This window comes from Flavobacterium sp. C3NV (assembly GCF_046825355.2).
Lineage (GTDB): Bacteria > Bacteroidota > Bacteroidia > Flavobacteriales > Flavobacteriaceae > Flavobacterium.
Genome location: NZ_JBKQBJ020000008.1, coordinates 101,938 through 124,612 on the forward strand (window position 1 = coordinate 101,938; position 22,675 = coordinate 124,612).

A 22,675-nucleotide genomic window follows, 5' to 3' on the forward strand; every position below is an offset into this window, starting at 1 on the left:
TTAAATTCCAAATTCCAAGTTTCTTTGTCATTTCGAGGCACGAGAAATCACAAAGAAACTCAACAAACAAAATCGACAATTTTTGCGGAGTTTCTAGTGCGATTTCTCGTGCCTCGAAATGAAAAAACAGCCCGAACTACAGATACAACATTCCAGATATATACAAAATCCCTTTTGCCAATATCCACAACAAAACTGCCATTCCTAAAAATCCCCAGGCAGAAGCTCTGTTTCTTTTCCAACTGATAAAAAAGGCTGGAATCTCCCAATATTTAATCACAATATAAATACTTGTCCCTATTAAGGATGCCCAAATAAGTTCTCCGGAACGAACCTGAAAACTATAAACTAAAGTCGATACCAGAAAAAGTATGGTAATAAATTGCAAATAATAGTAATTCTTATAATTGCGTTTAAAATTTTCTTTGAGCGATATAATTAAAAATGATATAATAAGTAAGCTTGTCAAGGCAATGATAATATACGAGAAAAGCGGATTATGCTGTACAATAAAAAAGCCATCAATAATTAAGGCCAAAACAACGCAAGCCGCAAGGGTGCAAATACTTCTTTCGATAGAAGTATCTTTATACGGGATAAGAATTGGATAAATGTATTTATCTAAAGTGCGCCAAACCGGCAAAGCACAAATTACCGCCATAGCAGCTACAACAATCTCATAATTGTATACTACGTCACCCGGAATTTTATACAATAGATACAAAAGAGCCACAGTCACAATAATTGCCGGAAGACAAATTGTTTTTACTGTTTCCCATTTATTACTTCCCCAGAACGTATTTCTTATTTCAAAAATATATTTCTTAACTAAGTATTTACGGGTAAAAATAGCCGTTGACTGGCTCCACAATAAAAACAAACCAATATGAATTACTACAGTGCGCAAGGTCATTTCTTCGATATAACATCCGCCAACAATACAAACAATCCCGATCAGAAATAATTCGTAGGTTAACAAAATTGCAGAGAATAAAAGCCTGAATAATGGTGCGAATTGTTTTATCAGGATATCTATAATCCTGTCCCAATAATTTCGCAGTAAACCCACTATCGCGCATATTGCAATAAACGCGGCCAGATACAACATCCAATTGGTGAGCGATTGCGTTTGCATCCATAGCTGAACTGCAGAATCTTTTACAGGAATATAAACTACCTGCGAATTAGCATAAATTTCATTTGCGAGTCGATTTCTTACGCTATCATTAATGACCGAAAACTGATTTTTATGTTGCTGCCAATAAACATCAGCATTAGAACCGCTTTTTTGCAGCACCGCAAATTCGTATAAAATCTTTTTTTGAGAATTATTTAAGGAAACAATTTCTTGCGCAGGATGAATTTCTTTTGCAAACAGACTTGTACAGAAAAGAAATATAAGGAAAACTATTTTTTTCAAGGCTTATATAGATTAGGCTTATCAAAAATACAAATAATACAGTTTAATAAAATAAAAATTCCAAATTCCAATAATAAACACAAGGACAATTACTCCTACTTTAAACAAATAACAAAACAGTGTAAACTTAAATTTTCTTATATAACTTATATGGTGAAGTCACAAAAACAAAAAACCCGCTCTTTTCAGAACGGGTTTTGTAATAAGTAATCTAATGATTATGCTTCGAATGGAAGGATAGATACATAAGATTTGTTATCTTTTTTCTTTTGGAACTTAACAACTCCAGCTACTCTTGCGTGTAGTGTGTGATCTTTACTGATGTAAACGTTTTCACCTGGATTATGTTTTGAACCTCTTTGTCTAACGATGATGTTCCCAGCAATAGCAGCTTGTCCACCAAAAATCTTTACGCCTAAACGTTTTGATTCTGATTCTCTACCATTCTTCGAACTACCGACACCTTTCTTGTGAGCCATGACGTATGAGTTTAAATATTGTTATTATTCTTTAGTAGCTTCTTTTTTTGCTTTTGGAGCTGCTGCTTTTTTTGCTTTTGGAGCTGCTTCAACTTCAGTTGCCGGAGCATCTTCTGCTACAACCGCTTTTTTAGCTGCTGCTTTTTTAGTTCCACCTGCTGCAGTAATACCTTCAATTACAATTTGAGTAAGATATTGTCTGTGACCATTTCTCTTTTTGTAACCTTTTCTTCTTTTCTTTTTGAAAACGATTACTTTATCTCCTTTTAAGTGTTGTAACACTTTAGCTTCTACTGAAGCACCTTCTATAGCTGGGGCGCCTAAAGTTACGCTACCATTATCGTCTAATAAAAGAACTTTGTCAAATGAAATACTTGAACCTTCTTCGTTAGACAAACGGTTAACATAAACCTTTAAGTCTTTGCTTACTTTAAATTGTTGCCCTGCTATCTCTACGATTGCATACATACCAAATTGATTTATTGATTTTTAAGGTTGCAAATATACAATTAATAATTTACTGTGCAATCTCTTATTCTAAAAATATTTATTTCATTTTAAAGTCTGTTTTTCAAGGTGTTTCACAGCTAAAAAAGAAACATTTAGCCGTAAAATACTGTTAAAGTATCACCAAAACCAACCCTAACCCTTCATTCATAATTAAAAAAAGTTAATTTTGATGTAACGATAATCAACTCTTGGCTACCTACATATATAGGTAAATAAAAATTATTAATCTTTATGAAAAAATCAATAATGATGTTAAGTGCAGCACTAATGCTCGGCGGAGTGGCTCATGCTCAAAAGGTAGCTTTTGAAGAATATAATTTAGATAACGGCATGCACGTTATTTTGCACAACGATCCGTCGGCTCCCGTTGTAATCACCTCGGTAATGTACCACGTAGGATCAAAAGACGAGCGTCCGGACCGAACCGGTTTTGCGCATTTCTTTGAGCATTTATTATTTGAAGGAACACAAAATATAAAACGCGGCGAGTGGATGAAAATCGTGACTGCGAATGGCGGAGTCAACAACGCCAACACTTCTGACGACAGAACATATTATTACGAAGTTTTCCCATCAAACAGTTTAGAGCTTGGTTTATGGATGGAATCTGAAAGATTAATGCATCCGATTATCAATAAGATTGGTGTTGAAACACAAAACGAAGTCGTAAAAGAAGAAAAAAGAATGCGTTACGACAACCAGCCTTACGGAAACATACTTCCGGAGGTTAAGAAAAATATGTTCAAAAATCATCCGTATCGCTGGACCACTATTGGCTCAATGAAAGATCTTGATGCAGCAACGCTGGAAGAATTTCAGGCTTTTAATAAAAAATTCTACACACCAAACAATGCTGTTCTGGTTGTGGCCGGAGATTTTGACAAAGCAAAAACAAAAGAATGGATTCAGAAATATTTTGCTCCAATACCTAGAGGTGAAGAAGTAAAAAAACAAACTTTTGTCGAAGAACCAATCAATCAGACTATAAAAGCAACTTACGAAGATCCGAATATTCAGATTCCGATGATTGTTGCTTCTTACAGAACGCCTTCGATGAAAACCAGAGATGCAAGAGTTTTAGATTTAATCTCTTCTTATTTAAGTGACGGAAAAAGCTCAAAATTGTACAAAAAAATAGTTGATGATAAAAAAATGGCGCTCCAGATTGGTGCCGTTGGTTTTAGTCAGGAAGATTACGGAATGTACATTTTATATGGTTTGCCAATGGCACCCAATACAACAGCCGATATCTTAAAAGAAATGGACGAGGAAATTGTGAAAATTCAAACCGACCTGATTTCTGAAAAAGACTATGAAAAATTACAGAATAAATTCGATAATAATTTTGTGAACGCCAATGCAAGCGTAGAAGGAATTGCAGAAAACCTGGCTTCTTATTACCTGCTTTACGGAGATGTAAATTTAATCAATACCGAGATTGATATTTACCACTCTATTACAAGAGAAGAAATCAGAGAAGTGGCTAAAAAGTACTTAAACCCTAACCAGCGTTTAATTTTAGACTACGTTCCTTCAACTAAAGTTCAAAACTAAGCTTATCGAATCATGAAAAAAATACATACATTTTTAATCCTTTTATTCCTGACTGGAATTATGCAAGCACAAAATCGTCCACAACCAAAACCAGGCCCTTCGCCAGTAGTCAATATCAAAAAACCACAAACTTTTGTTTTGGCAAACGGCATGAAAGTTTTGGTAGTTGAAAATCATAAATTACCAAGAGTAAGTTTTAATTTAACCTTAAATAATGCTCCGTTTACAGAAGGCAACAAAAAAGGCGTTGATGAATTAACCAGCAGCCTGATTGGTAACGGAACTCAAAAAACAACCAAAGAGGCTTTTAACGAAGAAATTGATTTTTACGGAGCAAGCATTAACTTTTCCTCAACAGGAGCTTATGCAAGTGCTCTTTCTAAATATTCAGGACGCGTTCTGGAACTTTTAGCCGAAGGTGCTTTACAACCTAATTTCACTCAAACTGAATTTGATAAAGAAAAAGCAAAATTAATCGAAGGACTTAAAGCCGATGAAAAAAGTGTTCCGGCAATCGCAACAAGAGTTGTTGATGTTTTGGCTTTTGGAAAAAATCATCCTTCCGGAGAATTCCTTTCAGAAGAAACAGTAAAAAACGTGACACTTGCAGATGTTCAGGCAAATTATTCGACATATTTTGTTCCAGAAAATGCTTATTTGGTAATCATTGGCGATGTTAAATTTAAAGAAACAAAAGCAGCAGTAGAAAAACTTTTTGGCGGATGGAAAAAACAAATCGCACCAAAAAGTACTTATCCTAATCCGGAAAATGTTTCTCAGCTTCAAATTGATTTTGTAGATGTTCCAAACGCGGTACAATCTGAAATTTCATTGGTAAATACCGTGAATTTAAAAATGAGCGATCCTGATTTTTTCCCGGCTGTAATTGCCAATCAAATTTTAGGTGGAGATTTCAATAGCTATTTGAATATGAACTTACGCGAACAACACGCCTGGACTTATGGCGCAAGTTCAAGCATTGGAAGCGGAAAATACGTCACCAAATTTAAAGCTTCATCTGCCGTTAGAAACACTGTTACAGATAGTGCTGTTGTTCAGTTTATAAAAGAAATTAAAAGAATCAGAACCGAAAGAGTTCCACAGGAAGTTTTGCGAAATGTAAAAGCAGGATACATTGGCCGATTTGTAATGCAGGTCGAAAAACCACAAACTGTTGCCAGATATGCTTTAAACATTGAAACAGAAAATCTTCCGGCTGATTTTTACGAAAAATACATTCAGACTATCAACAATGTTACGGCTGACGATATTTACCGCGTAGCCAACAAATATTTTCTATTAGACAATATGCGAATTGTAATTGCAGGAAAGGGTTCTGATGTAATTACTGGTTTAGAAAAACTTCAAATTCCGATTTTCTACTTTGACAAATACGGAAATCCTGTTGAAAAACCTGCAACCAAAAAAGAAGCTCCAGCAGGAATTACTGCCAAAACTGTTTTCGAAAATTACCTAAAAGCGATTGGTGGCGAAAAAGCAGTTGCTGCTGTAAAAACTTTAGCTATGACGGGAACTACAACTGTTCCTCAGGCTCCAGGTCCTTTAACTTTTACTTCTAAATTAGATTCGAAAGGAAAAATGATGGTTTCGCTTGCTATGGGAACTATGAATTTAATGAAACAGGTTGTAAACGAAAAAGGTGCTTATATCGAGCAACAAGGCCAACGCAAAAATCTTGAAGGTGCAGATCTTGCCGACATGAAAGCCAGCGCTGCTCCTTTTGAAGAATTACAATTACAAAAAAGAACAGACTTAAAAGTAGAAGGAATCGAACCTATAAACGGCAGCGATGCTTATGTAATAAAAGATGGTAAAACAACGTATTACTACGATGTAAAATCAGGCTTAAAAACAGCAAAAGGCAAAGTCCGCGAACAAGACGGAAAATCATCTTCTCAAATAACCAACTTCAACGATTACAGAGAAGTAAAAGGCATTAAAGTTCCTTTTAACTTAGTTCAGAATGTTGGTTTTGAATTGGATATTAAAATGTCTGATATTAAGATAAATGAAGGAGTTTCTGAGAAAGACTTTCTTTAGGAAGATTCTAAGGCACTAAGTTGCTAAGGTTCTAAGATTTTTAGAGGCTTTGTCAAAGTTTAAAAACTTTGACAAAGCTTTTTTTTATGCGCACTATTTCCATTCATTGCTTTGTCAGACTGAGCGAAGTCGAAGTCCATGTTCCAATTGGCATGCTCTTCGACTTCGCTCAGAGTGACATCCGGAAAAACATAAAAACTTTCTTATTTCTTAGCCGATAAATAAACGCCGATTAAAATAATAAACGCTCCAAAAAACTGAATTGGAGTAAGCATTTCATTATCTAATAATCCCCAGAAGAAAGCTACTATTGGGATTAAATAAGTTACGGATGTTGCAAATACGGGTGAAGACATTTGTATCAATTTAAAAAATACAACATTTGCAATGCCGGTTCCCAGAACTCCCAGAATCATTACAAAAAGAATAGAATGCTGCGTAACATCAATACTTATTCTTTGTGTAATATCTGTAAAGCTTAAAATAATCAGAGCCGGTAAAAGCAAAACAGCAAAGTTTCCGGTTGTAATACTTACCGAATTCAGATCGGATAAATATTTCTTGATGAGATTGACATTGATGGCGTAACAAAGAGTTGCAACAACCACCAAAACTACATAATAATAATTTTGCCCGGGATGAGCTGATGCTCCACTTAAAACCAGTAGCAAACACCCTATTAGACCCACAAAAACGCCCAAAACCTGTCGTTTTTGAAATTGGATTCCAAAAGCAATTATTCCCAAAACCAAAGTATTTAAAGGTGTAAGCGAATTTAAAATAGCAACAATCGAACTATCGACCTGAGTTTCTGCAATTGCAAAAAGAAAAGCCGGAGTAAAGGTTCCGAAAACAGAGGTTATGGCAACAAATTTCCATTGGCGGCGTGAAATTTTCTTTAGACTATTAAAGCCAAAAATCAACAGAAACAAAGCTGCGAAAATAATTCGGAATGAACCCACCTGAATCGCCGTTAAGCCAACTAGACCTCTTTTTATTAAAATAAAAGAACTTCCCCAAATAAGCGAAAGAACAAATAAATAAGCCCACTTTAATTGCTTTGCGTCCATAAATACCATTTTGATGCAAATTTGTAATAAATTTATGAACTGACCTCTTCCTTTTTATTAATTTTGCAAGGAATACAACTTATCAATTTAAAAATCATATATAATGAAATTTACAAAGATCATAGCCGCTTTCGCCATCGCGAGTTTAGTATTAGTAAGCTGCAAAAAAGAAGAAGATAAAAACCTGGCCAATATAAAACCTGTAAACACAGCTGTAAAAGAGCACAAAGCAATTGCTGCTGAAAATGTACAAACAGCAAGTTTCGAAATCGAAGGAATGACTTGTGCTATGGGATGTGCCAAAACAATCGAAAAAGAACTATCTAATCTTGACGGAGTAGAAAAAGCTACAGTAGATTTCGATAAAAAAACAGCTACTGTTGTATTCGACAAAACAGTTCAAAACCAAGAGAATCTGATTAAAACGGTTCAGGCAACCGGAGATGGGAAAACTTATAAAGTTTTGAATATAAAGTCGTAGTCCAAAAAAAGATTCACAACAAATATATTTAAACAGTAGTAAACTCAGGCTTACTACTGTTTTTTTTTGTGAATGATTTTCAAAACTTTATTTTAGCTTATATCAATATGCAAACAAAAACAATGGAACTTAAATTTAGCCACATCGATATTCTGGTAAAAGATCTTCAGGAAGCCTGCGACTATTACGCAAAAATCCTTGGAGCAGAAATCTCTAAAAAATTTATCTGGCAAAGAGACGAACTTCATGTTATCTATGCCGTTGTGAGAATGAGAAAAGAACGTTTTATGCTTGTTCAGCCATTTTCCGGAAATTTAAAAACATTACTAGACACAAAAGGCGAAGGAACTATTTACCGTCACTGCTACTCTACACCTGATATTGAAGTTGCTTTTGACGAATTGGTAGCTTCGGGCGTTCAGCCAGAGGATGAAAATGGAAATACTTTGACAAAAGAAAGTCTTAATTCCCCGAGTGGAGTTAGAATTATTTGGCTTCCAAAACGTTTTGGAGAATTCTCTATTGAAATACTGGAAGAAGCAGGACTTCAGGATTTTATTACCGACGCTTTTTCGGTTTCTTAAAAATAAGAATTAGAGGATTTAATCCTTTATCAAACATAAAAAGGGCGTTTATAAATTAAACGCCCTTTTTTATATCTTCTTTTTCTATTTCCACTTCAAAGTTTCCATTAGCCTTTGCATATCATTTTTGATATAACTCGCCGCCGGCATAATCGAATCAAAGTTTGGTTTAGCATAAAAATAAACTGATCCTGTTATAAAATGCTTTGTACTGTCTGTCACGTAAAATTGCGAGTTTGTAGCCGCATTTCCATCCACTTGATAAAACATTCCGTAAACCTTTTTTTGAGGGTTTAAATAGGGCTGTTCTAATATATCATCGGCTTTAATTACGTGTTCGTAAGTAAGTTTTTGAGCATCTTTAAGCAATTTCTCGATATTACCATTTACAGGTTTATAAGTAAGGTAAATTGTTGCTTTCATTTTAGGATAGGTAATTGCAAATCCGCAATCTTTTTCTCCTTTTATCACCGCTCCCTCGTTCATGTCAAAGGCAAACGGACAATTGTTTTCAAAACTAACATATTTTGCTTCCGGATAATCTAAACGAAGAAAACCTGATGGCTTAGGCACCACATCATCTTTACAACTTAAAACAGTCAATGCCAGTAAAATTGTTGCTATTGAAATTGTTTTTTTTAACATTTAATCTATTGTTACTTTTATTTGTTTAACACGCTTTTTATCAACTGTTTCTATCGTAAAGACACAATTTTCAAAAGCTACTTTTTGATCTTTTTTAGGGAAATTACCCAAAATTTCTAAAATAAATCCCGCCAGCGTTTCTGCTTCACCTTTATGAGATTCAAAAATATCTTCATTAACATCAACGATTCTGTAAAAATCTTTCATGTTTATTTTTCCTTCAAAAAGAAAATTCTTTTCATCGATTTGAGAGAAATTCAAATTCTCATCATCAAACTCATCGCTTATATCCCCTACTATTTCTTCAATAACATCTTCAAGAGACACTAAGCCTGATGTTCCGCCATATTCATCAACTACAATTGCCAAATGGCTTTTAAGGCTCTGAAAATCCTTTAATAGATTGTCGAGTTTTTTATTTTCAGGAACAAAAAATGCTTCTCTTACCAAAGAAGTCCAATCGAACTCGTCATTATCAATATGAGGCAATAAATCCTTAACGAATAAAACTCCTTCAATCTGATCGATATTATCTCTGTAAACCGGAATTCTCGAAAATCCTTTTTCGATTATTTTAGGACAAATTACCGAAAACGGTTCTGATATTTCTAATGCAAAAATATCAATCCTTGGGCTCATTACTTGTTTGGTATCGGTATTTCCAAAAGAAACAATTCCCTCCAGAATTTTCTGTTCTTCGCTTGATGTGCCTTCAGAATCAGTAAGCTCTAAAGCCTGCGAAAGCTGATTTATCGAAAAACTATTTTTTTGTTTCCCTAATTTGTTGTGCAAATATAGCGTAACACTGCGCATAGGCAAACTTATTGGCGATAGCAATGTATCTAAAATAGCGATTGGATATGCAACGCGTTTTGCGAATTTTATATTGTTCCGGCTGGCGTAAACTTTAGGTAAAACTTCTCCAAACAATAAAATAAGAAAAGTAACCAGAATGATTTCGAGTATAAACTTAAAAACCGGAGAACTTACATTTGCAAAAATATTTTGTCCTATAAAAGAGAATAAAATAACAACTCCTATATTGAAAAAATTATTGGCTACTAATAAGGTGGCTAAAAGTTTTTTGGGTTTATCTAAAAGATTTGAAATAATTTTCCCTCTTGGATTATTTTCCTGCAATGTTTCGTCAATGTCTTTTTGAGAAAGAGAAAAAAGCGCTACTTCGGCACCTGAAACAATTGCCGAAAGAAACAGCAAAATAAATATTCCGACAAAACCAATTATTAAATTGATGTCTAATGTGGTATTAAAAAATAAACTGGGCTCCGGGTCCAAACTTAAAAAGATTAGTTAAACAATCAAAAAGGTAAGTCATTTATAGGCAAACCTTCATTTGTCGCATCAAAGTTAGTGTTTTTTGCTGGTTCTGGTTCCTGATGTGGTTTATGATTTCCTGTTTCTTTTTTGGTCGTCAGGAAAGTAAACTCTGTAACCTGAATCTCGGTGGTATATTTTGTAGTACCATCCTCAGCTTGCCACTGGCGTGATTTTATACGCCCTTCTATATAGATCTTATCTCCTTTAGAAAGGTATTTTTCGCAAATTTCGGCGGCTTTATTGCGCACAACCAGATTATGCCATTCTGTTGAAGTTATTTTTTCATTGGTCGTTTTATTGATATAAACTTCATTTGTAGCCAATTGAAAACGACCTATACAGTTTCCGCCATCAAAATAATGCATTTTCACATCATCGCCTAAATGGCCAATTAGCATCACTTTATTTAATGTTCCATTCATAGTTTTACAGTGGTATTTATCCCAAAGATACATTTTTTTTAGCAATTTATTTCTTGCTTTTCTATAAAATTATATATCACTATAGGAAAAGGAAAAGTTTTTAATTGACTGGAATTCAATCCATTTTCTATTTTTTCTGCAATTTTAACCTTCCAAAACTGAATATGAAGATGCTGATGCGAAAGTTTATGAACAACAGTAGTTTCATTACATTCTTCTATACCTAATATAGTATAAGAAGGAAAAATATCATTTATGACCGCTTTTGAAACACTATCAAAACCAACAATTTCAGTGGTTTCCAAAAGAGGAAACTCATATAAATTATGCCAGATCCCTTTAGCTGTTCTTTTTTGAATTAAAGTATTCCCTAAAACATCTTCTAATATTAAATAATTAAAGAAGCGATTGGTCACTTTAAGTTTTTTTGATTTTACCGGCAAAACCGAAACTTTCTTTTTTTGAAGAGCCGCACAACTATCATTAAAAACACAAATGGAACAATCCGGACTTTTAGGTACGCACTGCAAAGCGCCAAACTCCATAATCGCCTGATTAAAAATCGCAGGGTTATCTTTTGGCATTAATTCGTAAGCGAGCTCAGTAAATTCTTTTTTTGTTGCGGGAAGAGAAATATCAGATTCGATATCAAAATAACGGGAAAGTACCCGAAACACATTTCCATCAACAACAGGAACCGCTTCATTATAAGAAAAAGAAGCAATTGCTGCTGCAGTATATTCGCCAACTCCTTTTAATTTTAATAACTCTTTAAAATTCTCAGGAAAAACTCCATTAAGCTCATTTGCGACATATTGAGACGTTTTATGCAGATTTCTGGCTCGGGAATAGTACCCTAATCCCTGCCAAAGTTTCAAAACCTGCTCTTCTGAGGCATTTGCCAAATCAAATACAGTAGGAAATTCCTCCGTAAAAGCAAAAAAATACGGCGTTCCCTGCGCAACTCTAGTCTGTTGCAACATAATTTCTGAGAGCCAAATATGGTATGGATTGGCCGTTTTTCGCCATGGCAAATCACGTTTGTTTTGTAAATACCATTTTATCAATATGTTAGAAAAATTCATTGCAAAATACTTAGAATACAAAAGTAAATGTTTATGTAATTAAAATTTAACGAATTAGCTTGATTAATTATTTTTTTAATTCCTATATTTGCAAACTCAAAAAAATAGTACACCATTTATAAAATAAAATAGGAAAGAAAATGACGAAAGCAGATATCGTAGCGAAAATTTCAGAGAAACTAGGTCTTGAAAAAGGAGATGTTCAAGCAACAGTAGAAACTTTTATGGAAGAAGTTAAAACTTCATTAGAAACTGGAGACAATGTTTACCTAAGAGGATTTGGTAGTTTTATCGTAAAAACCAGAGCTGAAAAAACAGGTAGAAACATTTCTAAAAACACCACTATCAAGATTCCAGCACACAACATTCCTGCGTTTAAACCTGCAAAAGTTTTTGTAGAAGGAGTAAAAACAAATAACGAAGCAAAATAATACTATTAATTAATCATAAAATCGACACGATATGCCAAGTGGTAAAAAAAGAAAGAGACATAAGGTAGCTACGCACAAAAGAAAAAAAAGAGCGAGAGCTAACCGTCACAAAAAGAAAAAGTAGTTTTAAACTACTTTTTTCTTTTTAAACGTTCATTGAAATTTGGGAAATTTCAAAAATTCCAAAAAATAAAATCCAAAATCCAAAAATTAAGAAATCAATATTGATTCAATTGGAATTTGGAATTTAAAAATTGAGATTTAAACTTTCCCTCCCGGGTTCAATACCTGTTAAAAAATATTGTTTAATCCATCTGTAGATAAGATTTTAGATCTTAGACATTAGATTTTAGATTTTTTTTTGAATCTATGCTCTTCTCTCTATACTCTATTTTCTGAAACACAGATAAAAATTTACAGTGTGAATAAAGAATTAATCATTAGATCTAGTTCTGAAGCCGTAGATTTTGCCTTATTAAAAGATGGAAAACTAATTGAATTACACAAGGAAGAAGAGAAAAGCAACTTTCAGGTTGGTGATATTTTTATTGCCAAAATACGAAAACCCGTTGCCGGACTTAATGCTGCTTTTGTAAATGTAGGCTTCGAAAAAGATGCCTTTTTACATTATCACGATTTAGGACCTAACTTAGCTTCTCAACTGAAATTCATAAAACTTGTAAGCGCAGGTAAAATAAAAGATTTCTCCCTAAAAACCTTTCAGTTTGAAAAAGAGATTGACAAAGATGGCATCATTACTGATATTTTAAGTGCCAATCAATCTGTTTTAGTTCAAGTTGTAAAAGAACCTATATCGACCAAAGGTCCAAGAATAAGCGCTGAGCTTTCATTGGCAGGAAGATTTATTGTTCTCGTTCCGTTTTCTGACCGTGTTTCTATTTCTCAAAAAATAGAAGACAAAAAAGAAAAGGACCGACTAAAAAAACTTGTTCTATCGATCAAACCTAAAGGATTTGGCGTTATTGTTCGCACAGTAGCCGAAGGCAAAAACGTAGCCGAATTAGAAAAAGATTTGCAGAACCTGCTTGGCAGATGGACTGCAATGTGTAAAAAATTACCAACTGCTCATCATCCTTCAAAAGTATTAGGAGAACTCAACAGAGCTTCTTCGATATTAAGAGATGTATTCAACGATACCTTTAGTGGTATTCAGATAGATGACGAAGAGTTGTACCATCAAACGAAGGAATATCTGCAAGAAATTGCACCTTCAAAACAATCGATTGTTAAGTTTTATCAATCAAATGACACTCCAATTTTCGAGAAATACAATATAGAGAGACAAATCAAAACTTCATTTGGACGTACCGTTTCCATGAGTAAAGGCGCGTATCTTATCATCGAACACACTGAAGCTCTTCACGTTATAGACGTAAATAGCGGAAACCGTTCGAATAAGGCGACCAACCAGGAAGACACCGCCATGGAAGTAAATATGATTGCCGCCGCTGAAATCGCCAGACAACTTCGTTTGCGTGATATGGGCGGAATAATCGTAGTTGATTTTATCGATATGTCTAATCCTGAAAACAGGAAAGTCTTGTTCGACTTCTTGCGAGAAGAAATGAGCGACGATAAAGCAAAGCATAAAATCTTACCGCCTAGTAAATTTGGTTTAGTTCAAATTACCAGACAACGCGTAAGACCAGAAGTAAATATTAAAACCAGAGAAGAAGATCCAAACAATGAACATGGCGAAATTGAAGCGCCAATTTTGATCATTGACAGAATCGCATCTGATCTGGACAGAATTTTAAAAACCCACAAGGGTGTTGTACTTAATGTACATCCATTTGTGGCTGCATACCTCAGTAAAGGTTTTCCATCATTACGTTCAAAATGGTTTTTTGAGCATAAGAAATGGGTGAAAATCATACCTCGTGACGCTTACACGTACTTAGAATATCATTTCTACGATAAAAAAGGAAATGTTATTTCAGAATAAAACAAAAACCGCCTCTCGAAAGATTGGCGGTTTTTTTGTGCGTTATTGTCGCCACGAATTACAGGAATGAACACGAATTATTTTTATTAGGAGATATTTCCTGCTGTCCTTCCAATCTTTTGTGCCGAACCCCGGCACAAAAGGATTTTCCCTCCCATCAGGGCTAGACAACCCATTTTCATAAGACTATTATTCTCTTACAATTTCTATTTTTCTTCTAATTTCGTTCCCAGAAGCATCCACAACCGTAATATAATGTATTCCTGTAGTTGGAGAAATAGGCAATTCATGAAACGTTTTTGTTGTCGCTTTATAAACATCATCAACATACCAAAACAATTCTTTGTCTCTTTCAGAATAAGCAACTTTTAAAATTACAGGCTGAATTTCACTATTAAAATTCTTCGTTAAATAGATTTTGCTATTTGCTTTGGGGTAAATAAAATCCATAGTTGTTGTTTGCGTTCCCTGACAATCTTCTTTAAAAGGCGGCAAAGGCAAATATTCAATATGCTGACTTTTATAATACCAAGCCATGACAGGCGGCAAAACAAACCAATTTTTGGTAACTATATTATCAATACTTTCACAACTGCTATTGACCTGAAATTTTTCGGTTTTATCTAAATGAACTTTTTTATGATAAGGACAAACAGCCGTAGATTTTCCTTTTTTAGAAACCCATTGTTTTATTTTCAGGCATTCTTCTTTAGCTAGATAACCGCTTAAACGGCAAACCTCAACTTCATCCAGATCTTTATAAGGGGTTTGAAACCATCTTTGTCTCGGCAATAAATTAAACACATCAAATAAAATAGGTGCTGCACTTGTAACTCCGGTTAGCGTTGGTCTACCTTCTCCTGTTGCATTTCCTACCCAAATTCCCACCACATATTTCGAATTTGTACCAATAGCCCAGGCATCTCTGTTTCCAAAACTGGTTCCTGTTTTCCAGGCAATTTTCAATGAGCTGTCATAAAACTTCCAGGCTTCGTCACCTTCCGGTCGGTTTACTTCTTCCATTGCATTATAGGTAAGCCAAATCGATCCCGCGCCTAATGTATTCTTCTGATCTGTTTCTGATCCAAAATCAGGTTCAAAATCGTTTCTGTAATTGAGTTCCGTAAATTCTTTGGTTCTGTATTTTGCCTGGTTTTTAGTGTAATAATTAACTGTTGAAGAAAGATTTGCATACGTTCTGCATAAATCCCATAAATTACTTTCGGCACCGCCTAAAATAAGTGATAATCCGTAATGATCGGGCGTTTTATTAATATCTCTTAATTTAAACTTTTGCAATTCTTCATAAAATTTATTCACTCCAAAATCCTGCAGCATCAAAACTGCCGGAATATTCAAAGATCTTGACAAAGCACGATGTGCAGGAACAGCTCCATCAAAAGTCAGATTAAAATTTTGAGGAGTATATCCTGAAATTTGCGTTGGAATATCAGCCACTAAAGTATTCGGTAATAGTTCGCCATCATCCAGCATTGCAGCATACAAAAGCGGCTTAAGAATACTGCCCGTACTTCTTGGCGCATCAATAATATCAACATCTTTCTGGTGATCTTTATCTGTTGGCGCATTTCCAACATAACTCATCACATTTCGATTCGAAACATCAATAACCAAAATCGCCAGATTATTAACTTCATTCTGTTTGTACTGATTGTAATAATATCTCGCAATTTGATTGACTCTATTTTGTAAAGCATAATCAATTGTTGTTTTTACGCGTGTTCCTTCATCTTCTTTCGCCACTCTTTGCAATAAATGAGGCGCTATTTGAGGCAAATCATACGGCTTTTGAGGCAATGGTTCTTCGATCGCAAGTTCGTACGTTTGCTTATCAATTATTCCTTCCTGATGCAGCTTTAGTAAAAGTCGGTTACGTTTACTCAATAATTTTATCTGATTTTTACCCGGATAAATCAAACTCGGCGCATTAGGTAAAACGGCCAAAGTAGCGTTCTCAGCCCAGGACAACTGATTCGATTGTACGCCAAAATAGCGCCAGGCAGCCATTTCAAGTCCCACAACATTTCCGCCAAAAGGCGCATGAGCAGCATATAATTCGAGAATTTCGTTTTTAGAATATCCCAATTCTAATCTCGTTGCCTTGATAATTTCGATAAACTTTTCAAAATACGTTCTTCCTTTTCCCTTTCGGGATAATCGGATCACTTGTTGCGTGAGTGTACTTCCTCCTCTTACTACTTTCCCCGCTTTTCTATTTTGTTTGATCGCATTTACCATCGCTATGGGATTAAATCCTGGATGTTTATAAAAATATTCGTCTTCAAAGTAAACGATGCATTTCTTGAATTTATCCGGCACACTGTCTTGCGCAGGAAAACGCCATTGTCCGTCACGAGCAATTTTAGCCCCTAATAATTCTCCTTCTTTACTTTCTATAACGGTAGAATAAGGTTCCTGAAACAACGTTCGGGGTATAGAGAAATAATAAATCAGCAAGAGCGTAAACGCAATTGCTGATTTCATTTTATTCTTTTTTACCCAATTTATAATGCGTTTTGAGAACGCTATAAGTTTATTTTTCAAAGCTTTTAATTTTGGCCCGCGGGTTTTACGGATTAAACGGGTTTTCGCAGATTAAATTTAAATCTTATTCAATCCATAAAAAAACCCGTGCGAACCTGTTTAATCCGTAAAACCCGTGGGCCATTTTATTTCCTATTTCACCACCTCAACCCAGAATCCTTTTGTTCTGGCCAGGAATGTATTATCGTACATCGCTTCGCATTGCAATCCAGGCAAATAATAATTCCCTAAATAAGATGCGTTTAGCAGAATCCTGAATACTTTCGTTTCTCTGGATTTTAATCCAAAATAGAAATTAGTTCTGTCATCTCGAATATCGATATAGTCTGCCACATTATTTGTCGCGTCTCCATAATCAGTGAAACGCGTATTTACAATTTCGAAACCTGAAGGTAAAATTTGCGACAAAGCTACATTTTGAACACTTTCGTTTCTTTGGTTTTTAACCGTAACCTCTGCAACAAATTCTGTTCCCTGATTTATTTTCGAAACGTTGATAACGCCGCCTTTTCTGTTTTTGAAAACGATAGCAGCCGAAACATCGCTTTGAACTACATTTTCCTGTCCGATTGGCAATATTCCTGTATTCAGAACACGAACATAGATCGTATTGCTTTTATTATTTTTTAAAGTAATACTATTAGAACCTGTTTGCACAACTAAACTTCTGTCTGCAATGGTTTTTTGAGTACTTATCGTTTCGCCTTTTCCGTTTTTACTAAACTGAATATTAATTCCTTTAGGACCATTACTCGCTGCAAATTTCGACATCGCATACAAACAATACGCTGTTGTTTGCGTACTCATCCATTGATTATTAGACATTTCTTTGGCTAATTTTGAAGCCATCGAGAATGCTTTTTGTTTTTGGTCTAAAAGCAACATGGTTTCTAAAGCCATTGCACGATTTCTTTCGCTTGAACCATAGTAATAATAATTATAATCACTTGACTCACTATCAATACTGGTACGTAATAATAGATTTTGTCCTGCTGATTTTTGTCCGGCCAAAACATATGCTGCAGCCAAACGGAGCTTACTTTCGTTCGAAATGCCTTTTGTTTCTCTCAATCTGTTCATTGACGATAAATCGGCATTTCCTGCTAAAGCCAGTGTATATAAACGATAAGCCTGAGCTAAATCATTCCCGTATTTTTGTTCAAAACGCCATTGTTTCGCTTCTTTTTGCTGATACGAAGTCCATTTTGATTTAAAGTTTATTGGTAAAACATAACCTTTTTTCTCTGCTTCAATCAGGAAATGTCCTGCGTATGAAGTTCCCCAGTCATCGGCAATTGTATTTCCCTGCCAATAAGGTAATCCTCCATTCGATAATTGAAAACTACCTAATCTTGCAATTCCTGCTGTGATATTTTTTTGAATAAGTTCTTTTCTTGTAGCATCTAAATCGACAACATCATTCAGAAATAATTGTGGAAAAACTGATGAAGTAGTTTGCTCAACACATCCGTGTGGATATTGAATTAAAAACTGTAATCTTCCATTCAAATTGATTGTTGGCATTGACGAAACCTCTAATCTTGCCTTATTACTTCCTGACACTCCAAAAGTTTGCCATGAAATAGTTTTAGTACTATTTGGAGGTAAAATAACATCCGTATACGTACTTGTAACCGGATTAGGGTTTGTCATCTCAATTTCAACATCATAAACCGATTTTTCGCTTCCCGAAGTCGCAATAACCTGAACTTTTGCAATTCCGGTTGCAGAACCCACAACTAAATTAAAATACGCCATTTTTTCGTCGGGCTGGGCAAAAGTCAGTCTTTGCGTTGCGCTTCCCATTACTTTTAATCCAGGGCTTGTTTTAATCTGAATTGAAACGTTTTTAATCTTACTTTCTGTAGCAAAAACCGTAACCGGAATTGTTACTTTTTCTGAAGGTGAAATTTTTCTAGGTAAAGAAGCTAATACCATCAACGGACTACGAACCGGAGTTGCTTTTTCGACACTTCCGTATGCACTTGTACTGGCATCACCCGCAACCACCATAGTTCGAACTGAACCAATGTATTTTGGCAATTTTAGTTCATGTGATTTCGTTTGTCCTTTTTCTAATTTAAATGGCCCGTAATACAACACAACAGGTTTAAAACGGTTTGCTTTTTTAGCTTTTCCACCACCTAAATCCTGATCTCCACCAATACTGAAAATCTGATTTATTTTTCCGCCATAAGCTCCTATTACGTCATCATAAACATCCCATGTTTTTACTCCTAAGGCTTCACGAACGTAAAAACTATCCCATGCATTTGGCGTTTTAAAACGGGTTAAATCCAATAAACCTTCATCGACAACGGCAATCGTATAGGTCATTTCTTTGCCTGTTTTTTCACCTACTTTTACCGTGAATTTTTGCTCTGGTTTTAAAACATCCGGCATCGAAAGTGTTGGTGCCAAAATGGTATTTTTATCAACAACTTCAATAGGCACAATACCGTACATACGAATAGGCGAATCATTCTTGGTCGAAGCGTGTGGCTGTAAAAGTGTAATATTAAAATACACGTTTGGAGCCATCGCCGCCGTAATCGGAATCTCTACTTTAGTTTCTCCTTTTTGTGTTTTCGCCCAAATTGTTTGTACTACTCTTGATCCGTTTTCGATCGAAATTAAAGCGCGACCACCTTCACTTGACGGGAAAGATATTTGCGCTTTTTCGCCTACTGCGTAATTATGTTTATCTGTTGAGAACACTAACATATTTGCCGTAGAAGCATCTCTGTTACGCGTTTTTCCGGACCATATTGGCCAGTCTATATTTACAGTCAATGACGTTGCATGACCATTAGTATCATCAGAAACACGAATTAAATAACGTCCCCATTCTTCATCAGATAATGCAAATTGAAAACTTCCTTTTCCACTGAAATCGGTATCAATTGTAACAGATTTATAAGCTGTTGTTGAGTTCGATGAATTATAATTAGACAAATTATCACTCGAAGAATCCCACCACCATCTCCAGTCTACTTTATAAATTCTTACTTCAAGATTTCTAACTGCTTTTGGTCTTCCGTTTTCATCAACAGTAACGACCTCAAAGCGATTGTTTGCTCTGGTTTCCAGCATTCCGTATTTATTAGGTTCCGGGGATTTAATTCCCACATAAGTTTTATACGGAGAATATGTTGTCGAAATAACATCTGTACTAAAATCTCCTCCTTCTTCATATACTTTTGTAATGAATGAAGCGCGAAGCATTCCTGGCGCCTGACCCTGTAATTTAGGTTCGATATTTACTGTTGCTTTTCCGTTTTCGTTTAATTTCCCTGAGAAAACATTGATTTCTTCTGTACTAAATTTGCGTACCAAATCATCAAAAGTAAACTTCTCATATCCTTTAAAAGTGGTTATTTGTTGAGAAAATTTAGCCTGCATTTCTACATTCAGGTTTTTCGCAATTGCGCCATGAAGCCACGTAACTTCAAGATTACTTGTGTTTGGATATGAAGAAGAAAGCGTTTTTCTGGAGAAATTATTTTTTATTTTTAATCGATTTGGTTTGATCGTTTCGATTTTAATACTCTTGTAAAACTTAGCTCCACCTACGCTTATCATTGCCTCCCAGTTTCCTGTTGGCGCTTCTGAACTTGTAGGCACCACAAACGAATAATGATTTAATTCGTTCGTTCTCTGAATCGTTTGATAGGTCGTTTTTCCGTTAGGATCATTCAATCTAAATTTTATAGGATGTGATTTCGGAAGTTTATTCGCAGCATCATTCAAAATAAAAGACAAATACACATTATCTCCCGGACGCCAAACGCCGCGCTCTCCGTAAATAAATCCTTTTAATCCTTTTTGCAAAGTCTCACCTGCAACATCAAAATTACTTAGTGATAACGAAAGTCCGTCATCGAGTTTTACATAAGTCGACTGATCGCCCAAAGTAACGATTGCAAAATAAGCAAATTTATCAAGCTGAAAAGATACAATTCCTTCGCTGCTGGTGGCTCCTGTAGTTATTTTTTGCTGTTGATAGGTATACAAATCAACTCTGGCATTCGATACAGGTTCTGTAGTAACAATGTTGTTTACGGCAAATAAATACGATTTATTTTCTCCTCTTTTCGCAATAACCCCTAAATCTGTTGCTAAGATATTGGTAGCAATTTTGGCATTGTAATAATACGAGTTTGTACACGGATTTTCACTTTCTCTCCAGTCATAATCTCCGTAATCGTACTCGTAATCATCATACGAGTTTCCGCTATAGTTTACATCATTTTCATCAATCTCTTCTTCGTCTTCATTACTCTCATCTGTTTCAGAAGTTTCGCATTTATAGAGCGAATATTTCTTTTTATACACAAATTCTACTCTATAAATTGCTCCAGGTTCCGGCGTAATTATTTTAGATAAATCTAATGCAAAAGTGTTCCACCTGGTAGGATTTATTAAACCGCTTTCATTTAACTTTAGCGTTGTTTTTGCAATAGGCTGCGCTACTTTTTTAAGATTCTGACTTCCGTTTAATTGATTATATTGAAGAAACTGAAGAATATTGTTTTTGTAGATTTTATAAACCTTTACATCAACAGCACTTAAGTTTACAGCTTCAAAATTCAGTTTTAAATTATTTGAACTTGGTAAAATTGTTCCGTTTTTAATAAAGCGAACACTTGGTTTTATTTGGTCAAAAGTAATTTTTTCCGTGTAATTCGAATCCATCTTTTTACCGTACTGGCTTTCGATTCCTTCAAAAACTTCCAGAAGTAATTCTCCTGTTATAACCGGTTCTGGCGTTTCGTCAGTAACAACCTCAACTACTTCTTCTGCAACTGAATCTACTGCAACAGCGGCAGAATCTACTACAACTGATGAAGAATCCACACTAACATATGCCGGTTCTTGTACCACAACCGGAGCAGGAACTTCTTTTTTAGCGGCAGCTTCATTCGTAAAATACACTTTCAGGACATTTCCCTGAGTAGAAAATTTTAAGTTATTCGTATTTTGAATTGAAACCAAGCCTTTAAAATCTTGTCCTTTTTCTAATGGTTCTGAAAAATTAATTAAAACCGACTGATTACTTCCGTCCGGAACATCAACTTTTACAATTTTAAATTCATTAATGCTTGTAATTGCATAATCTAATTGTCCTTTCTGGTCAATATCAAAATCATTTCCATCGTAAGCAATTTCCAAATTTGTCGCTTCATCATAACGCTGAATACTATCAATTATAAAATTGAATTCTTTAGCAGTTCCTGATTTTTTTTCGAACTTAATTTTAAGATTATTCCCTTTCTGACTGGCCGAAACTAATTTTATAGCCGTTTCAATATCAATATTATCTGCCGTTTTAAGCACACAATTCAAATATTGATATTGTTTACTATACGACTGAATATCTATCGTATTAATTGTAAAATCCTGTTTGATTGTTTTTACCGTGAAGTTGAATTTAGAAAGCGTTGCCTCTTTCTCTTTTGGGAGTGTGATCAGTTTATCTAAGTTTAAAGTCACCTGATATTCTGTTCCCGGGCTTAACTTTTTTTCCGGAATAAAAGCAAGCGTATTGCTCGAAAGCGCAACTACTTTTCCACGAACATTTGGCGAAATATCAAATAAATCATCATCTAATTCCTGATTGACTTTCCAGTCTTTTTTATCGAAAGCCAAAACCACCCGAATATCAGATTCCGAGGAAACAATTCCCCCCGTAAAGCTGACAATATAATCCTTAAATAGTGAAAAATCGGAATTGAAATCGGCAGCAGATTTTCTACCACAAGATTGAAAAATAAAAAAAACACAAAACGCGAGAACTAATCCTTTTACTTTCACTTTTCTATAGAATTATAAGGTTATAAATTCAAAATTGGCAGCACATTTTAACTTTTTACAGTTAAATGCGTAACTATTATTTTGCCAATTATGTTGTAGTAAATATAGATTATTTTTCTAAATAATTTAAGAGGAAAATTCCGCTGAAGCTAATTATTTAAATCCTTAAATTAGAAAAAGGTAATTTAGTTTTATAAGGAGCTATTTCTCCTGAAGTTTCAGGATTTGCTATATCTTTTCCTTACTAAAG

Annotated in this window: 16 protein-coding genes; 6 read left to right on the forward strand and 10 right to left on the reverse strand. The window is 34.8% G+C overall.

What is annotated here, in order from left to right; genetic code table 11:
• Positions 1-136: 136 nt before the first annotated feature.
• The 3 genes from ACIDC4_RS13325 to rplU form a co-directional block, all read right to left on the reverse strand.
• Positions 137-1,420 carry a hypothetical protein gene (locus ACIDC4_RS13325; protein ID WP_412043148.1) on the reverse strand — a complete coding sequence of 428 codons (1,284 nt, stop codon included), beginning with the start codon at positions 1,418-1,420 and terminating at the stop codon, positions 137-139.
• A gap of 218 nt (positions 1,421-1,638) precedes the next feature.
• Positions 1,639-1,899 carry a 50S ribosomal protein L27 gene (rpmA, locus tag ACIDC4_RS13330; protein ID WP_017497241.1) on the reverse strand — a complete coding sequence of 87 codons (261 nt, stop codon included), beginning with the start codon at positions 1,897-1,899 and terminating at the stop codon, positions 1,639-1,641.
• A 24-nt stretch (positions 1,900-1,923) separates the two neighbouring features.
• Positions 1,924-2,367 carry a 50S ribosomal protein L21 gene (gene rplU / locus ACIDC4_RS13335; protein WP_065448104.1) on the reverse strand — a complete coding sequence of 148 codons (444 nt, stop codon included), beginning with the start codon at positions 2,365-2,367 and terminating at the stop codon, positions 1,924-1,926.
• A gap of 273 nt (positions 2,368-2,640) precedes the next feature.
• On the opposite strand from rplU, the gene ACIDC4_RS13340 reads away from it, so the two are divergent.
• Entirely contained in the window at positions 2,641-3,963 is a 1,323-nt protein-coding gene (locus ACIDC4_RS13340; RefSeq protein WP_173969774.1) for a M16 family metallopeptidase, read from the forward strand.
• Between the two features lie 12 nt (positions 3,964-3,975).
• Positions 3,976-6,024: a M16 family metallopeptidase gene (locus ACIDC4_RS13345; RefSeq protein ID WP_412043147.1), complete on the forward strand. Its 2,049-nt coding sequence runs from the start codon at positions 3,976-3,978 to the stop codon at positions 6,022-6,024.
• A gap of 203 nt (positions 6,025-6,227) precedes the next feature.
• Here the strand turns inward: ACIDC4_RS13345 and ACIDC4_RS13350 are convergent, their stop codons facing one another.
• Complete coding sequence (locus tag ACIDC4_RS13350; protein ID WP_412043146.1) at positions 6,228-7,094, reverse strand: DMT family transporter; 867 nt, start codon at positions 7,092-7,094, stop codon at positions 6,228-6,230.
• Positions 7,095-7,197: 103 nt separating this feature from the next.
• Here ACIDC4_RS13350 and ACIDC4_RS13355 point away from each other — a divergent pair, with 103 nt between their 5' ends.
• Positions 7,198-7,575: a heavy-metal-associated domain-containing protein gene (locus ACIDC4_RS13355; protein ID WP_412043145.1), complete on the forward strand. Its 378-nt coding sequence runs from the start codon at positions 7,198-7,200 to the stop codon at positions 7,573-7,575.
• 122 nt (positions 7,576-7,697) lie between these two features.
• Complete coding sequence (locus tag ACIDC4_RS13360; protein ID WP_412043144.1) at positions 7,698-8,159, forward strand: VOC family protein; 462 nt, start codon at positions 7,698-7,700, stop codon at positions 8,157-8,159.
• A gap of 84 nt (positions 8,160-8,243) precedes the next feature.
• Here the strand turns inward: ACIDC4_RS13360 and gldD are convergent, their stop codons facing one another.
• The 4 genes from gldD to mutY are packed head-to-tail and all read right to left on the reverse strand — an operon-like array spanning position 8,244 to position 11,649.
• Positions 8,244-8,804: a gliding motility lipoprotein GldD gene (gldD, locus tag ACIDC4_RS13365; protein WP_230035001.1), complete on the reverse strand. Its 561-nt coding sequence runs from the start codon at positions 8,802-8,804 to the stop codon at positions 8,244-8,246.
• Positions 8,805-10,100, reverse strand: a complete 1,296-nt coding sequence (locus ACIDC4_RS13370; RefSeq protein WP_412043143.1) for a gliding motility-associated protein GldE — start codon at positions 10,098-10,100, stop codon at positions 8,805-8,807.
• Positions 10,101-10,123: 23 nt separating this feature from the next.
• Positions 10,124-10,564: a single-stranded DNA-binding protein gene (locus tag ACIDC4_RS13375; RefSeq protein ID WP_213295037.1), complete on the reverse strand. Its 441-nt coding sequence runs from the start codon at positions 10,562-10,564 to the stop codon at positions 10,124-10,126.
• Positions 10,565-10,602: 38 nt separating this feature from the next.
• Positions 10,603-11,649, reverse strand: a complete 1,047-nt coding sequence (gene mutY, locus ACIDC4_RS13380; RefSeq protein WP_412043142.1) for an A/G-specific adenine glycosylase — start codon at positions 11,647-11,649, stop codon at positions 10,603-10,605.
• Positions 11,650-11,789: 140 nt separating this feature from the next.
• Between mutY and ACIDC4_RS13385 the strand changes: the two genes are divergently transcribed.
• Together ACIDC4_RS13385 and ACIDC4_RS13390 are read left to right on the forward strand one after the other, a co-directional pair.
• Positions 11,790-12,080 carry an HU family DNA-binding protein gene (locus tag ACIDC4_RS13385; RefSeq protein WP_007805026.1) on the forward strand — a complete coding sequence of 97 codons (291 nt, stop codon included), beginning with the start codon at positions 11,790-11,792 and terminating at the stop codon, positions 12,078-12,080.
• Positions 12,081-12,501: 421 nt separating this feature from the next.
• Positions 12,502-14,046, forward strand: coding sequence for an Rne/Rng family ribonuclease (locus ACIDC4_RS13390; protein WP_194615975.1), 1,545 nt, complete (start codon positions 12,502-12,504; stop codon positions 14,044-14,046).
• Positions 14,047-14,235: 189 nt separating this feature from the next.
• Here ACIDC4_RS13390 and pbpC read toward each other — a convergent pair whose 3' ends face one another.
• Positions 14,236-16,551, reverse strand: a complete 2,316-nt coding sequence (pbpC, locus tag ACIDC4_RS13395; RefSeq protein ID WP_412043141.1) for a penicillin-binding protein 1C — start codon at positions 16,549-16,551, stop codon at positions 14,236-14,238.
• Positions 16,552-16,743: 192 nt separating this feature from the next.
• Entirely contained in the window at positions 16,744-22,425 is a 5,682-nt protein-coding gene (locus tag ACIDC4_RS13400) for an alpha-2-macroglobulin family protein (RefSeq protein ID WP_412043140.1), read from the reverse strand.
• Between the last annotated feature and the right edge of the window lie 250 nt (positions 22,426-22,675).